The sequence below is a fragment of the Rhodococcus sp. 05-2254-6 genome (assembly GCF_002258565.1).
Taxonomy (GTDB): Bacteria; Actinomycetota; Actinomycetes; order Mycobacteriales; family Mycobacteriaceae; genus Rhodococcoides.
The window spans coordinates 80,448-95,821 of record NZ_NOZF01000110.1; the positions used below are offsets into that span (position 1 = coordinate 80,448).

Annotated in this window: 12 protein-coding genes; 9 read left to right on the forward strand and 3 right to left on the reverse strand. The window is 66.1% G+C overall.

Annotated elements, in window-relative coordinates:
- Positions 1-32 precede the first annotated feature (32 nt).
- The 3 genes from ileS to CH256_RS13975 all read left to right on the forward strand — a co-directional run bounded on the left by ileS (position 33) and on the right by CH256_RS13975 (position 5,305).
- Positions 33-3,170, forward strand: coding sequence for an isoleucine--tRNA ligase (gene ileS, locus CH256_RS13965; RefSeq protein ID WP_094669896.1), 3,138 nt, complete (start codon positions 33-35; stop codon positions 3,168-3,170).
- A gap of 103 nt (positions 3,171-3,273) precedes the next feature.
- A complete protein-coding gene (locus CH256_RS13970; RefSeq protein WP_068051935.1) occupies positions 3,274-4,632 on the forward strand; it encodes a DNA polymerase IV in 1,359 nt (452 codons plus the stop codon).
- Positions 4,633-4,957: 325 nt separating this feature from the next.
- Entirely contained in the window at positions 4,958-5,305 is a 348-nt protein-coding gene (locus tag CH256_RS13975; protein WP_256989440.1) for a hypothetical protein, read from the forward strand.
- Between the two features lie 94 nt (positions 5,306-5,399).
- Here CH256_RS13975 and CH256_RS13980 read toward each other — a convergent pair whose 3' ends face one another.
- Together CH256_RS13980 and CH256_RS13985 are read right to left on the reverse strand one after the other, a co-directional pair.
- Entirely contained in the window at positions 5,400-6,143 is a 744-nt protein-coding gene (locus CH256_RS13980; RefSeq protein ID WP_068051932.1) for a hypothetical protein, read from the reverse strand.
- A complete protein-coding gene (locus tag CH256_RS13985) occupies positions 6,140-7,117 on the reverse strand; it encodes a hypothetical protein (protein WP_255183229.1) in 978 nt (325 codons plus the stop codon). Before CH256_RS13985 ends, CH256_RS13980 begins: the two co-directional genes overlap by 4 nt.
- An 89-nt stretch (positions 7,118-7,206) precedes the next feature.
- Here CH256_RS13985 and lspA point away from each other — a divergent pair, with 89 nt between their 5' ends.
- From lspA to dnaE, 4 genes are all read left to right on the forward strand, one after another.
- Positions 7,207-7,839, forward strand: coding sequence for a signal peptidase II (gene lspA / locus CH256_RS13990; RefSeq protein ID WP_068051928.1), 633 nt, complete (start codon positions 7,207-7,209; stop codon positions 7,837-7,839).
- A complete protein-coding gene (locus CH256_RS13995) occupies positions 7,836-8,762 on the forward strand; it encodes an RluA family pseudouridine synthase (protein WP_094640119.1) in 927 nt (308 codons plus the stop codon). Before lspA ends, CH256_RS13995 begins: the two co-directional genes overlap by 4 nt.
- A complete protein-coding gene (locus CH256_RS14000; protein WP_094669871.1) occupies positions 8,762-9,418 on the forward strand; it encodes a hypothetical protein in 657 nt (218 codons plus the stop codon). Before CH256_RS13995 ends, CH256_RS14000 begins: the two co-directional genes overlap by 1 nt.
- 146 nt (positions 9,419-9,564) lie before the next feature.
- Positions 9,565-13,101 (forward strand): DNA polymerase III subunit alpha, encoded by a 3,537-nt coding sequence (gene dnaE / locus CH256_RS14005; protein WP_094669872.1) that lies wholly within the window; start codon positions 9,565-9,567, stop codon positions 13,099-13,101.
- Here dnaE and CH256_RS14010 read toward each other — a convergent pair.
- Entirely contained in the window at positions 13,072-13,341 is a 270-nt protein-coding gene (locus CH256_RS14010; RefSeq protein ID WP_094640117.1) for a hypothetical protein, read from the reverse strand. The genes dnaE and CH256_RS14010 overlap by 30 nt on opposite strands.
- A 157-nt stretch (positions 13,342-13,498) precedes the next feature.
- Between CH256_RS14010 and CH256_RS14015 the strand changes: the two genes are divergently transcribed.
- Both CH256_RS14015 and ilvA read left to right on the forward strand, forming a co-directional pair.
- A complete protein-coding gene (locus CH256_RS14015; protein ID WP_068051906.1) occupies positions 13,499-13,933 on the forward strand; it encodes a nitroreductase family deazaflavin-dependent oxidoreductase in 435 nt (144 codons plus the stop codon).
- Positions 13,934-14,003: 70 nt separating this feature from the next.
- Positions 14,004-15,359, forward strand: a complete 1,356-nt coding sequence (gene ilvA / locus CH256_RS14020) for a threonine ammonia-lyase IlvA (protein ID WP_094640116.1) — start codon at positions 14,004-14,006, stop codon at positions 15,357-15,359.
- Positions 15,360-15,374: the final 15 nt, after the last annotated feature.

The window sequence follows — 15,374 nt, forward strand, 5'->3', positions numbered from 1 at the left end:
TCCAGTACGCGTCCGGCACGGAGGAGACAGATATGGCAGATGCGAGCGCACGTCCGAAGAATGCGTCCTACCCGCTGGTCGATCTGGCCGAGGGCCGATCGGGCAGTGTCCCGTTCCCCGATCTCGAACGCATCGTGCTGCACGAGTGGGCCGAGGACGGCACCTTCCGAGCCAGCATCGACAATCGAGCGGGTGCCGAGGAATTCGTCTTCTACGACGGCCCTCCCTTCGCGAACGGTCTGCCGCACTACGGCCACCTCCTCACCGGCTACGTCAAGGACCTCGTCCCGCGATTCCAGACGATGCGGGGCAAGAAGGTCGAGCGCCGCTTCGGCTGGGACTGCCACGGTCTGCCCGCAGAGTTGGAAGCGGAGAAGCAGCTCGGTATCAAGGACAAGTCCGAGATCGACGAGATGGGCCTGGCGAAGTTCAACGCCTACTGCAAGCAGTCGGTACTGCAGTACACCGACGAGTGGCGGGACTACGTCACCCGGCAGGCGAGGTGGGTCGACTTCGACAACGACTACAAGACCCTCGACGTCGACTTCATGGAGTCCGTCATGTGGGCGTTCAAGACGCTGCACGACAAGGGCCTGATCTACCAGGGCTACCGAGTTCTGCCGTACAGCTGGTACGAGCAGACACCCCTGTCCAACCAGGAGACCCGCCTCGACGACGCGTACAAGATGCGTCAGGATCCTGCGGTCACCGTCACGATGCCGTTGACGGCTCCCGGCTCGGACCTGGACGGCGCGAACGCGTTGATCTGGACCACCACGCCGTGGACCCTGCCGTCGAACCTGGCGATCGCGGTGCATCCCGAGGTGCAGTACGTGCAGGTGCGAGGCACCGACGGTGAGCGTTACGTGCTTGCCGCTGCGCGTCTTTCGCACTACGCGAAGGAACTGGGGGAGGAGCCGGAGGTGCTCTCGGAGCACACCGGTACCGAGTTGGTCGGACTTGCGTACGCACCGCCGTACGATTTCTTCCTCGGCCACGAGAACTCGCACCGCGTGCTGCAGGCCGACTACGTCACCACCGATTCGGGCACCGGAATCGTCCACCTCGCACCGGCTTTCGGCGAGGAGGACATGGACGTCGCCACCGCGAACGGCATCGAGGTGGTGCAACCGCTCGACGCAGGCGGCAAGTTCACCTCGCTGGTGCCGCCGTACGAGGGCCTGATGGTGTTCGACGCCAATCCGGTGATCATCAAGGACCTCAAGGCGTCGGGTCGGTTGCTGCGGCACGAGACCATCGAGCACTCGTACCCACACAGCTGGCGCAGTGGTCAGCCACTGATCTACATGGCGGTGCCGTCGTGGTTCGTCGCAGTCACCAAGTTCCGTGATCGGATGGTCGAGCTGAACCAGGAGATCACCTGGGTTCCCGAGCACATCAAGGACGGCCAGTTCGGCAAGTGGCTCGAAGGTGCACGCGACTGGAACATCAGCCGAAACCGGTACTGGGGCAGTCCGATTCCGGCGTGGACTTCCGACGACCCGGCGTACCCACGGCTGGATGTGTACGGCAGCCTGGACGAGCTCGAGCATGACTTCGGTGTGCGGCCGACCGATCTGCACCGGCCCTACATCGACGATCTGACGCGTCCCAACCCGGACGACCCGACGGGTGAGTCCACGATGCGCCGCGTTCCCGAGGTGTTGGACTGCTGGTTCGAGTCCGGCTCGATGCCGTATGCGCAGGTGCACTTCCCGTTCGAGAACGAGGAGTGGTTCTCCACGCACAACCCGGGCGATTTCATCGTCGAGTACAACGGGCAGACACGCGGCTGGTTCTACACGTTGCATGTGCTGGCCACGGCCCTCTTCGATCGACCGGCGTTCAAAACTGTTGCTGCACACGGCATCGTGCTCGGTGACGACGGCCTGAAGATGAGCAAGTCCAAGGGCAACTACCCGGACGTCAAGGAGGTCTTCGACCGCGACGGCTCCGACGCCATGCGGTGGTTCCTGATGTCCTCACCGATCCTGCGCGGCGGCAACCTCATCGTCACCGAGCAAGGCATCCGCGAGGGCGTCCGCCAGGCGTTACTGCCGATCTGGAATGCGTGGAGCTTCCTTCAGCTCTACGCCTCGAAGCCCGGGCAGTGGCGAACCGATTCGCCGCACGTGCTCGATCGTTACGTTCTGGCCAAGCTGTCGGCCACCCGCGACGCGATCACCGATGCGCTCGAGGGCAACGACATCGCCGGTGCCTGCGACGAGCTGCGCACGTTCTGCGATGCGTTGACCAATTGGTATGTGCGACGGTCGCGTTCGCGGTTCTGGAGCGAGGACGCCGACGCGATCGACACCCTGCACACCGTGCTCGAGGTGCTCACGCGCATCGCCGCCCCGCTGCTGCCCCTGATCAGCGAAGTGGTGTGGCGGGGCTTGACCGGTGGCCGCTCGGTGCACCTGACCGACTGGCCCGAGGCCGACGAACTGCCGTCGGATCCCGAACTCGTCGAGAGCATGGACGAGGTCCGCACCGTGTGCTCGACGGTTCTGGGTCTGCGCAAGGCACAGAACCTGCGCGTGCGGTTGCCGCTGCCCGAGGTGACCGTCGCGGCCGCCGATGCGGAGCGGCTGCGTCCGTTCGTCGACATCATCGCCGACGAGGTCAACGTCAAGAAGGTCGATCTCACCGAAGACGTTGCGGTACACGGAAAGTTCGAGCTCGTCGTCAATGCGCGTGCTGCGGGCCCGCGGATCGGCAAGGACGTCCAGACCGTCATCAAGGCCGTGAAGGCAGGCGATTGGTCCGAGGACGCGGACGGTGTGGTGAGCGCAGCAGGAATTGCTCTGCTGCCGGAGGAATTCACCCGCAGGCTCGTTGCCGCCGAGCCCGAATCGACGGCACCGTTGCCCGGAAACGCCGGACTGGTCGTGCTCGATTCCGCCGTCACCGAGGAGCTCGAAGCGGAGGGCTGGGCCAAGGACCGCATCCGTGAACTGCAGGATGCGCGTCGCAATCACGGCTTCGACGTCTCGGACCGCATCGACATCGTCATCGAGGTCCCCGAACATCGGCAGGCGTGGCTCGACACGCACCGCGATCTCATCGCCGGTGAGGTGCTCGCACTCTCGCTCGTCGACGGACGCGTCGGGGACGACGGCAGCGATCTCGGTGAGGGAGTGCGGGCAGCGATCACCAAGTCGTCATGATCGACGTCGACGGATCGGTCGTCGTGCCCACCGAGCCGTGGTCGGGTCCGATACCCGACCGTGCGGCGCAGGCGCTCGGCTTCACCGTCGATCTCGGCTGACCATGTCGAACATCGCCGACGACACTCTGCGGAGTCGCCGATGGGTGCTGCACCTGGACATGGACGCGTTCTTCGCATCCGCCGAACAGCTCACTCGCCCCACGTTGCGGGGCCGCCCGGTCCTCGTCGGCGGCGCGGGTGGGCGGGGAGTGGTGGCCGGTTGCAGCTACCAGGCGCGTGCCTTCGGGGCGCGTTCGGCCATGCCGATGCATCAGGCTCGCCGACTCGTCGGAGCCGGGGCCGTGGTGTTGCCACCGCGGTTCGTTCTCTACTCCGAGCTCAGCCGACGCGCTTTCGAGGCACTACGCGGACCCATGCCCGTTCTCGAACAACTCTCGATCGACGAGGCGTTCGGTGAGCCGCTCGAACTCGCCGGTGCGACGGTTCACGAGGTCGAGCAGTTCTGCGCGGGCCTGCGCGCACTGATACTCGCCGAGACCGGACTGGTCGCCTCGATCGGTGCCGGATCCGGAAAGCAGATTGCCAAGATCGCGTCGGGACTGGCCAAACCCGACGGCATCACCGTCGTCGCTCCGGGAATCCAGGCCGAGTTGATGGCGGCTCTGCCGGTTCGGAAATTGTGGGGGATCGGACCGGTGGCCGGAGAGCGCTTGCGACGCTTGGGGATCGACACCATCGGCAAGTTCGTGGCCACCCCGGAGTCCGAGGTGGCGTCGATTCTCGGGGCCACGATGGGGCCGAGCCTGCATCAGCTCGCACGCGGAATCGACAATCGCGTCGTGGCCGAGCGGGCCGAGGCCAAACAGGTCAGCGCCGAGACGACGTTCGCACAGGACCTGATCTCTCTCGCTCAGCTCCGCCCGGCCATCGAGTCCATCGTCGATTCGACGCATCGCCGGTTGCTGAAGGACGGTCGGGGTGCCAGGACGGTGGTACTGAAACTGCGCAAGTCCGACATGAGCATCATCACCCGATCGGCAACGTTGCCGTACGCGACGGTGGACAAGCAGACCATCGTGGCCACGGCGCAGCGACTTGCCGTCGATCCGGTCGACGTCGGTCCGATCAGGCTCGTCGGCGTCGGGCTGGCCGGGCTGTCGGCCGTGCGACAGGGTTCGCTGTTTCCCGAGCTGGAGTACGAGCCTGCCGCGGATGCGACCGAGGAGTCGCCCGCACCGATCGAGGCCGCCGCGGATGTCGTCGTCCCGGACGGTCCGCGGTGGCAACCGGGCATGGACGTCCGGCATCCCGACTTCGGTCACGGCTGGGTGCAGGGGGCCGGTCACTCGGTGGTGACCGTGCGATTCGAGACGCGAACCAGCGGGCCGGGAATCGCGCGCACCTTCGCCGAATCGGACGACAACCTGGTCGTTGCCGACGTTCTCGACAGCCTGAAGTGAGCTGTGGCGTCGCTGAGGAAACTCTGTGAGGTTTCACAGGTATGCCGATCGCGTTGTGACTCGGGCGTGTCGAGCTGACATAGTGGACCAGGTCCGAGACGACCCCATTCCAGACGACCGACGAGTCACAGAACGATCGAGACGTGACTCAGAGTGCGGGGCACGCCGGGCTGGTCAGCTGCGCGAGCGAGACGATGCCGCACGCGTTGTCCTTGGAGAGCTTCCAGACGCCGTCCTCGGGGACGAACTGGAAGGTGCCGGGGTTGGCCTGGCCGTTGAGCGTGATCGTGATGCCCGCGTTGAGGACGCCGGTGCGTACCCGCCGGTGCCGACCGTGGAGGACCTCAACGCTCAGCTCGTACGCGGGCTCGACCCCAACGTTCCGGTCGAGGAGAAGGCCGCCCTGATCCAGGGTGCATCCGAGGATCCCGAACTGATCAACCAGGTCGCCGCCGCTGCCGTCGCCAACAACGCGCAGATCGAGATCACCAGCATCGACGATCTCGGCACCGGCGTCCTCAACGCGGGCATCACGATCACGCTCAACGGCCAGGCCAACCCCGGCACCTTCCAGTTCGTCCCCGAGGACGGCGTCTGGAAGCTCTCCAAGGACAACGCGTGCGGCATCGTCTCGCTCGCGCAGCTGACCAGCCCGGCGTGCCCCGCACCCTGAGTCCTGCCGATCGTCTCTGACCGACAAGAACACTGCCGGTGACATGTCCCCTCGGGGACGTGTCACCGGCAGTTTTTCGTGGGCCCGGCTCGATTCACATGCTCGGTGTCACCGATCGAATGCGTTCGACGGCAGCCTCGGCGACAGCGGTGACGGTCTCCGGTTCCAGGCCGGCCTGATCCGAGACGACGATCTGGACGACGGTCGAGTCGACCACGGCCACCACCACATCGGAGACCAAGGTGAACCCTTCACTGCTGGTGGTCAGGCGTACCGAGGCCGACGCGTCACCGACCGTCGACTGCTCCCGGCCCGCCAACGCGTAGTCGACGCTCACCCCGTCCGCATCCGTGCCGCTGAACGTCGTGCACCCCACCCACGCCTGCTGGATCGCCGTGAAGGCCTCGGCCGTGCCCGTATCGGGGTAACTCGCCGCGTCCTCGTCGATCGAGGAGAAGTTCGGTCCCGAGAAGCGGACGACTGCGTTCGACGCCGCACCGCCCCGCTGCTCCGAGATCGGTGCCAGTACCGCAGCGCACTCGGCAGGATCGGTACCGGACTCGTCGGGGGAGTCGTACTCGGGAGCCGGATCGAGACCGAGATCCTGAACGGGGTCGGGAATCGAGGAGAAGCCGTCCGGGAGGTCGCCGAGACCCAACATCGCTGCGGCGAGGACGCCGGAGTCGGTGATGGGGGCACCGAGCAAGGGATCGGGTGCGGGGACGGAGCTGGGCGCGGGTGCAGGGGTCGGGGCCGGCTCGTCTGCGCTGCACCCGGACGCGGCGACGCCGAGGACAGACAGCGCCGCCAGCAGCTGCGTCGCGGTCCGCCCGGTCATCGGGCGGCCCAGGTGATCGAATCTCCGACGGTCTGACGCAGCACGGTTGTGCTTTCGGGGTCGGTGTACATCTGCTCGCCACCTGCGGTGATCGATCCGCCGACGGGAAGTGGTCGGGTCAGATCGATCTCGAGCGTTCCCGAGCCGGTGAACGTGTACGTCTCGATATTGAGCGTCCCTGCGTCGTCGGGCAGGTTCCAGGTGGTCGATTCGGGCGTCTGGGTGATCGCGACGTCCAGGGTCGCTCGGTCACCGTCGAGTGCGCGCAGCGTGACCGTGGTGCGCTGGTTCAACGTGATGCCGCTCAGTACCTGTTGATCGACGGTCCATGTCGCGCCCACTCCCACCTCTGCTTCGGGGAAGTCGACGGAGCGGTACACCGCGGCGTTCAACGAGCGTTCGATCGCCGCGCGGGCGGTGTCGAGCGCGGCGTCGGCGGGGGTGATGTGCAGTGCGGTGATCGCTCCCGAGTCGGTGGTCGCCAGCCGTGCCGACGAGCCCTCGGATGCGGAGAGTGCGTCGGTCAGGCCCTCGTCGGGCGACGTCGCAGCTCCGATGGTCAGCTCGACGGACCGGGTAGCGCCGGTCGAGGCGTCGTCGTCCGGGACGGTATCGGACGTCGATGCGGACAGGGGCACGGTCAGTTCGGGGCTGGAGAAGTCCTGTGGAGCCCCGTCGCTGATCTGCTGCGAGACGGTGGAGGTGGTGGTGAGGTCCACGTTCTGCTCGTTCGCGTCGGAGGTTTCGAAGGCCAGTACGCGTCGCGGCTCGGTGCCGGGGTCGACCACGGTGGTGGTCGTCGGCGTCACGGCGATCGTCACCTCGTTCGAGGACGCCGCCTGCTCGGGAGCGGGATCGGTGTCGGTGTCGGCGCTCGAACATCCGGCGACGAGAACCAGTGCACAGCAGGCAGCGAGGAAACCGGAGCGGACGGTGCCGGAGCGGACGGTGCGGAAACGATCGGTCGACTTCACGGCCACCAGGCTACTGACACCGCCCGTGGCGACCGGTGGTGCGCGGCACGGATGAGGACCCGCCGCCGTCCATACGCCATGATGGACAGGTGAGTGAAGACCGCGCCGACGATCCGCCAGCCGAGACGAGTAGTGTTCCGGCACCGAACGAGACCGCGGACTCGCAGGTGACCGATACCGACAGCGCCGCGAGTCGAGTTCCGAAGCCGCTCAAGACGCGGTTGCTGGTCGCGATCGCGGCCGTGATTCTGCTGTTCGACCTCGTGACCAAGATCGTGGTGGTGCACTACGTCAAGCCCGGCAACCCGATTTCGATCGTCGGAGACGTCGTGACGTTGCGGCTGGTGCGTAATCCCGGTGCGGCGTTCTCGATGGCCACCGGCATGACCTGGTTGCTCACGGTCGTGGCAGTGGCGGTCGTCATCGGAGTGATCAAGATCGGTCGGACGCTGCGATCGCCGTGGTGGGCACTGGGATTGGGTCTGGTTCTCGGCGGCGCGCTCGGCAACCTGATCGACCGATTCTTCCGTGCCCCGGGTCCGTTCCAGGGACACGTCGTCGACTTCGTGTCGGTGGGCTGGTGGCCGGTGTTCAACGTTGCCGATTCGTCCATCGTCTGTGGTGCGATCCTCCTCGTCGTCCTGAGCCTGTTCGGGTTCGAGCCGAACGGTGAACGGGTGACCAAGGCGAACTCCGATGCCGCAGCCGAGGCCGACAAGTGAGGGAATCGCGCTCGATGCCGGTGCCCGACGGTCTGGACGGAATGAGGGTGGACGCCGGTCTCGCTCGGTTGCTCGGGCTCTCGCGTACCGTCGCCGCGGCGCTGGCCGAGGAGGGCTCGGTTCTGGTCGATGCCGGTGCCGTCGGCAAGTCCGATCGGTTGGCCGCTGGGTCGTGGCTCGAAGTGACGCTGCCCGAGCCGGCCCGTGAGTTGACGATCGAGGCGGAGCCGGTCGAGGGGATGGACATCCTCTACGCCGACGACGACATCGTGGCCGTGGACAAGCCCGTCGGGGTCGCCGCGCATGCCAGCGTCGGCTGGACCGGACCCACCGTCATCGGCGGTCTCGCGGCCGCCGGTTTCCGAATTTCGACCTCCGGTGCGCACGAGCGTCAGGGCATCGTGCACCGCCTCGACGTCGGCACGTCCGGGGTCATGGTGGTCGCCACGTCCGAGCGGGCGTACACCGTGCTCAAGCGGGCGTTCAAGGCGCGCACGATCGACAAGCGCTACCACGCACTGGTGCAGGGGCATCCGGATCCGAGCAGTGGAACGATCGATGCCCCGATCGGTCGACACGGCAGCAACGACTGGAAGTTCGCCGTCCGTGCCGACGGCAAGCCCAGCGTCACCCACTACGACACGGTCGAGGCGTTCCAGGCCGCGAGCCTGCTGGACGTGCACTTGGAAACCGGTCGCACGCACCAGATTCGGGTGCACTTCTCGGCTCTGCGTCATCCGTGCTGCGGCGATCTGACCTACGGTGCCGATCCGCGGCTGGCCGAACGGTTGGGCCTGGAGCGGCAGTGGCTGCATGCGCGGTCGCTCGGCTTCGCGCATCCGTCCGACGGCCGCTGGGTGGAGATCGAGAGCAAGTATCCGGCCGACCTCGAGCACGCACTCGAGGTGCTTCGGAAGGCGTGATGCGCACCAGGGGAGTGCTGGGCGGTGTCGTTGCCGCGGCACTCGTGTTCGTGGCGCTCGCGGTGATCGGGCACCTCAACCCGGTACGACAGCTGGGCGTGGGCACCGACCGGCTCGGCCCGGACAGCGGCGAGCAGGTGGTCGACTACCTGGCCCGCGCCGAGGCGAGCCTGCGCAGCGACAACACCGAACCTCGGTGGGGATCGGTGTCGTTCGATCGCGAACTCACCGCCCAACAGGCCTATGCCGTCGCCGACGGGATTCGTATCTCGCAGGTGCTCGTGCGTGTTCCGCTCGATCGTGTGCAGACCCCGATACTGACCGTCGGCGTGCCGGGCAGCGAACGCTCGGTACTGAATTCGACCGCGCGGGCAGCGAGCCTGGCGACCGAATCGTTCGGGGCGGGGGACCGGCAGGCGCAGATCGCCGCAGTCTCGCAGCAACGTCTGCTCGACGGGTGTGCGTGTGTGGTGACGTTGGTGGTGCGCGCGACCCCAGCCGAGTTGAGCGAGCTGGCCGGCCGCGCCGATGTGCGAGCGGTGCAGGCGCTTCCGCCGGATGCGGTGTCCGGCAAGTTCGCAGTCGAGCCGCTCCTGCCGGAGCACGTCGACGTCGTCGGTCCGCTCCCGGACGACGGTCCCGTGCCGACCCGATGAGGCGATTTCTCGTCGCATCCGTCACACCTGTCACGTCCTCCCAGGACACACCGGCAGCGTGAAAATTCTGTCGGTTCGACCGCTTACAGTGAGTACGTTCGCGGCGCGTATTCACGCCGACGCACGACCTTCAGGAGAGAACCTTCGTGGCCGATTCGTTCGTTCATCTGCACAACCACACCGAATATTCGATGCTCGACGGTGCCGCCAAGATCGGCGCGATGTTCGCCGAGGCAGCACGGTTGGAGATGACGGCAGTCGGCATGACCGACCACGGCAACATGTACGGGGCCAGCGAGTTCTACAACGAGGCAAATAAGGCCGGGATCAAGCCGATCATCGGCATCGAGGCCTACATCGCGCCCGAGTCCCGATTCAACAAGAAGCGTGTGCTGTGGGGCGACCGCAGCCAGAAGTCCGACGACGTCTCCGGTAGCGGTGCGTACACGCACATGACGATGGTCGCCGAGAACGCCACCGGAGTCCGCAACCTGTTCAAGCTGTCCTCGCTCGCCTCCATCGAGGGTCAGCTGGGCAAGTGGGCCCGGATGGACGAGGAGATCATCGCCCAGCACGCGGAGGGCATCATCGCCACCACCGGCTGCCCGTCGGGTGAGGTGCAGACTCGGTTGCGACTCGGCCAGGATCGTGAGGCGCTCGAGGCCGCTGCCAAATGGCGCGAGATCTGGGGTCCGGAGAACTTCTTTCTCGAATTGATGGATCACGGCCTGTCCATCGAGCGACGCGTCCGGGAAGGCCTGCTCGACATCGGCAAGAAGCTCTCGATCCCGCCGTTGGCCACCAACGACTGCCATTACGTCACCAAGGACGCCGCCGAGAACCACGAGGCGCTGCTGTGCATCCAGACCGGCAAGACGCTCAGCGATCCCACTCGCTTCAAGTTCGACGGTGACGGCTACTACCTCAAGTCCGCCGCCGAGATGCGCGAGCTCTGGGACGACCAGGTGCCCGGTGCCTGCGACAGCACCCTGCTCATCGCCGAGCGAGTACAGCCCTACGACGAGGTGTGGGCGCACCGCGACCGCATGCCGATCTTCCCCGTGCCCGAGGGTCACACCCAGGGCACCTGGTTGCGCCACGAGGTCATGACCGGACTCGAGCGTCGGTTCCCCGACGGCCCGGCCGAGGACTACCTGGCACGCGCCGAGTACGAGATCAAGGTCATCCTCGAGATGGGCTTCCCGGCCTACTTCCTCGTGGTCGGCGACCTGATCAACCACGCCAAAGCCGTCGGCATCCGCGTCGGGCCGGGCCGAGGTTCCGCCGCCGGATCGTTGGTCGCGTACGCCATGGGCATCACCAACATCGACCCACTGCCGCACGGCCTGCTCTTCGAGCGATTCCTCAACCCCGAGCGTGTGTCGATGCCCGATATCGATATCGACTTCGACGATCGTCGCCGCGGTGAGATGGTCCGCTACGCCACCGAGAAGTGGGGCAGCGATCGCGTCGCCCAGGTGATCACGTTCGGCACCATCAAGACCAAGGCCGCGATCAAGGACTCGGCCCGAGTGCAGTTCGGCCAGCCCGGCTTCGGGATCGCCGATCAGATCACCAAGGCGCTGCCGCCGCCCATCATGGCCAAGGACATCTCCGTGGCGGGCATCACCGATCCGTCGCACGAGCGCTACAAGGAAGCCGTCGAGGTTCGAGCGCTGATCGACTCCAACCCCGACGTCGCGACCATCTACAAGACGGCCAAGGGACTCGAGGGCCTGATTCGCAACGCAGGCGTGCACGCCTGCGCGGTCATCATGTCCTCCGAGCCGCTCACCGACGCGATTCCGGTGTGGAAGCGCGCGCAGGACGGCGCGATCATCACCGGCTGGGACTACCCGTCGTGCGAGGCCATCGGCCTGCTCAAGATGGACTTCCTGGGCCTGCGCAACCTCACCGTCATCGGTGATGCCATCGACAACATCAAGGCCAACCGCGGCATCGACATCGACCTCGACGCTCTCCCGCTCGACGACCCGGCGACCTTCGACTTGCTCTCTCGCGGAGACACTCTCGGCGTCTTCCAGCTCGACGGCAGTGCCATGCGCGATCTGCTCCGGCGCATGCAGCCCACCGGTTTCGAGGACATCGTCGCCGTCCTGGCGCTGTACCGGCCCGGTCCGATGGGCATGAACTCGCACAACGATTACGCCGACCGCAAGAACGGTAGGCAAGAGGTCAAGCCGATTCACCCGGAGCTCGAAGAGCCGCTCAAGGTGATTCTCGGCGAGACGTACGGCCTGGTGGTCTACCAGGAGCAGATCATGCAGCTCGCGCAGAAGGTGGCCGGCTACACCCTGGGCCAAGCTGACCTGCTGCGTCGTGCCATGGGTAAGAAGAAGCTCTCCGAGCTCGAGAAGGCGTACGCCGGGTTCCGGCAGGGCATGTTGGACAACGACTTCTCCGAGGCGGCCATCAAGGCGCTGTGGGACACCGTGCTGCCCTTCGCGGGCTACGCGTTCAACAAGTCTCACTCCGCGGGCTACGGCCTGGTGTCGTACTGGACGGCGTACCTCAAGGCCAACTACCCGGCCGAGTACATGGCCGGCCTGCTCACCAGTGTCGGCGACGACAAGGACAAGGCTGCGATCTACCTGGCCGATTGCCGCAAGCTCGGGATCACGGTGTTGCCGCCGGACGTCAACGAGTCCGAACTCAACTTCGCGTCGGTGGGCAAGGACATCCGGTTCGGTCTCGGCGCTGTCCGCAACGTCGGTACCAATGTGGTCGCGTCGATCATCAGGGCGCGATCGGAGAAGTCGAAGTACACCGACTTCTCCGACTATCTAGGCAAGATCGACGCGGTCGCGTGCAGCAAGAAGGTCACCGAATCTCTCATCAAGGCAGGTGCTTTCGACTCACTCGATCATCCGCGCAAAGGTCTGATGCTCATTCACGCCGATGCGATCGACGCGGTGATGGGTACCAAGAAGGCCGAGGCGATCGGCCAGTTCGACCTGTTCGGCGGGGAGGACGCCGACGAGTCCATCTCCGCGGTGTTCAACGTCCGAGTGCCGGACGAGGAGTGGGAATCCAAGCATCGGCTCGCCCTCGAGCGCGAGATGCTCGGTCTCTACGTCTCGGGCCACCCGCTCCTGGGCGTCGAGCACATGTTGGCGGCGAAGTCCGACTGCAACATCCCGACCATCCTCGAGGGTGACATCAAGGACGGCACCCAGGTGACTGTGGGCGGCATTCTGGCCTCGGTGAACCGTCGGATCAACAAGAACGGTCTGACGTGGGCGTCGGCTCAGCTCGAGGACCTGGCCGGTGGTATCGAGGTGCTGTTCTTCCCGCAGGCGTACTCGGTGTTCGGTGCCGATGTCACCGAGGATTCGGTGGTGCTGGTCAAGGGTCGGGTTTCGGTGCGTGACGACCGGGTTTCCTTGATCGCGAACGACCTTGCGGTGCCCGATCTTTCGGCCATCGGTATCGACAAGCCGCTCGCGGTGAGTCTACCGACGCGACTGTGCACCGCCGACAAGGTCGGCGCGCTCAAGCGGGTGTTGATCAGTCACCCAGGGACCTCGGACGTCCATCTGCGGTTGGTCAGCGGCGACAAGATCACCACGATGAAGCTGGACGACAGCCTGAGGGTGACGCCGACCTCGGCGTTGATGGGCGACCTGAAGGCGCTACTGGGGCCGGGCTGCCTGACGGGCTGAGGCCGGCCCGGTCGAACCCAACTCGGTCAGCCGCAGCGTCCACCAGGCGACTACGGCGACCGCTGCGCCGGCCAGCACGGCTGCCTGCAGCGAGCCGGCGATGACGAGGGTCGCGGCGAACACGAGAAGTCCGAGTGCGAGGGCTTCGAGCTTGTAGACCGGCCATGCGATGCCTGCCACGTCCGCGGTGCGCAGGGTAGGAGCGGGTCGACGGGTCACCTGGGTGCTCGTGTAGGTCATCGCGTTCTCCTCTGGTGCCACCGGCAGATTCGGGTCTCCGCTGCGCGAAGTTCAGACTATACCCAACAAAAGATTCGGTCCACCGAACTTGGGCTCCGGCCTGGCATTGTTGCCGATCTCCTGGCGTCGCAACGTCGGTGGGTGTTGACTGAACGCCATGCCATTGACAGGAGAATACGAACCGAGTTCATCCGACTGGGCCCGCGAGCAGGCCGAGCTGTACGAGAACTCCGGCGGAACCGAAGGCACGATGATGAACGGTATGCCGGTCGTGCTGCTGACCACGAAGGGCAACAAGAGCGGCAAGCTTCGCAAGTCGCCGTTGATGAGGGTCGAACACGACGGCGAGTACGCCATCGTCGCCTCCCTCGGCGGCGCGCCGAAACACCCCGTCTGGTACCACAACGTCAAGGCCGAGCCACTGGTCGAGCTACAGGACGGTCCCGAGAAGCACGACTACATCGCACGTGAAGTGACCGGCGACGAGAAGGCCGTGTGGTGGGAACGCTCGGTTGCCGCGTACCCCGACTACGCCGAGTACCAGAAGAAGACCGACCGCGAGATACCGGTTCTGGTTCTCTCGCGCGCCTGAGGAGTGTCTGCACCGGTCGTGGAACGGTCCCGGATGGGCAACCGTTCCACGCTGGTGGCAGCATGTCCTGGTGTCTTCATCCCCTGAACTCGCCTCCCAGCACTCATCGTCGGTAGCCGTCACCGCTGCCGACATCGATGCCGCTGCGGTGCGAATTTCTTCGGTGGTGGCCGCGACACCCCTGCAGTTGTGCGAGCGGCTGTCTGCGGAGACGGGCGCAAAGGTCTACCTCAAGCGCGAGGACCTGCAGATCGTGCGGTCGTACAAGATTCGCGGCGCATACAACCTGATGGATCAGCTGACGGATGCCGAGCGCGCCGTGGGCGTGGTGACGGCGAGCGCCGGGAACCACGCACAGGGCGTCGCATTCGCGTGCCGCACGATGCAGGTGCGGGGGAGGATCTACGTCCCGGCCAACACCCCCAAGCAGAAGCGTGACCGCATCCGGGTGCACGGAGGGGAATTCGTCGATCTCATCGTCATCGGCGACACGTTCGACGCGGCGGCTGCCGCGGCTGCCGAGGATGTCGCTCGTACCGGTGCCACGATGGTGCCGCCGTTCGACGACCCCCGAACCGTGGCCGGCCAGGGCACCATCGCCGCCGAGATCGTCGACCAGCTCGGCGGCGCGCCGGATGTCGTCGTGATGCCGGTCGGCGGCGGCGGATGCATCGCGGGCATCTCGAGCTACCTGCGTGAGCGAGCACCGCAGACCTCACTGGTCGGCGTCGAGCCGTCCGGAGCCGCGTCGATGACCGCCGCACTGATCGCCGGTGGTCCGGTGACACTCGCCGACATCGATCCGTTCGTCGACGGAGCTGCCGTCCGCCGCATCGGAGACGTGCCGTACGCCGCGCTGCGGTCGCTGGGAGCGAGTGTGGTCTCGCATGCCTCGTTGCCGCTGCTCACTGCGCCGGTGTTCGAAAGTGCGGGCCCGGGCGCGTTCCTGATCACGCAGATCGACGAGGGCGCGACCTGCACGGCGATGCTGGCGCTGTACCAGAACGAGGGCGTCATCGCCGAGCCCGCGGGCGCACTCGCGGTGGCTGCGCTCGAGCACCTCGACATCGCCCCCGGCAGTACCGTCGTGTGCCTGGTCTCGGGTGGTAACAACGACGTCTCCCGTTACGGCGAAATCCTCGAGCGCTCTCTGGTCCACCTGGGGCTCAAGCACTACTTCCTGGTCGATTTCCCGCAGGAACCCGGGGCGCTGCGCCGATTCCTCGACGAGGTGCTCGGCCCCGAGGACGACATCACGTTGTTCGAGTACGTCAAGCGCAACAACCGCGAGACCGGTGCGGCTCTGGTGGGCGTCGAACTCGGGTCGGCGACCGGATTGAGCCCGCTGCTCGAACGTATGCGGAATTCGCACCTGCACGTCGAGCAGCTGGAGCCGGGCTCTCCGGTGTACCGCTACCTGACCTGAGTCGGCCCACCGCAC

What these genes read in the sequence shown, in the direction of transcription:
- ileS (WP_094669896.1), top strand. Translation starts at nt 33, where the DNA reads ATGGCAGATGCGAGCGCACGTCCGAAGAATGCGTCCTACCCGCTGGTC.
- CH256_RS13970 (WP_068051935.1), top strand. Translation starts at nt 3,274, where the DNA reads ATGTCGAACATCGCCGACGACACTCTGCGGAGTCGCCGATGGGTGCTG.
- CH256_RS13980 (WP_068051932.1), bottom strand. Translation starts at nt 6,143, where the DNA reads ATGACCGGGCGGACCGCGACGCAGCTGCTGGCGGCGCTGTCTGTCCTC.
- CH256_RS14000 (WP_094669871.1), top strand. Translation starts at nt 8,762, where the DNA reads ATGCGCACCAGGGGAGTGCTGGGCGGTGTCGTTGCCGCGGCACTCGTG.
- CH256_RS14010 (WP_094640117.1), bottom strand. Translation starts at nt 13,341, where the DNA reads ATGACCTACACGAGCACCCAGGTGACCCGTCGACCCGCTCCTACCCTG.
- CH256_RS14015 (WP_068051906.1), top strand. Translation starts at nt 13,499, where the DNA reads ATGCCATTGACAGGAGAATACGAACCGAGTTCATCCGACTGGGCCCGC.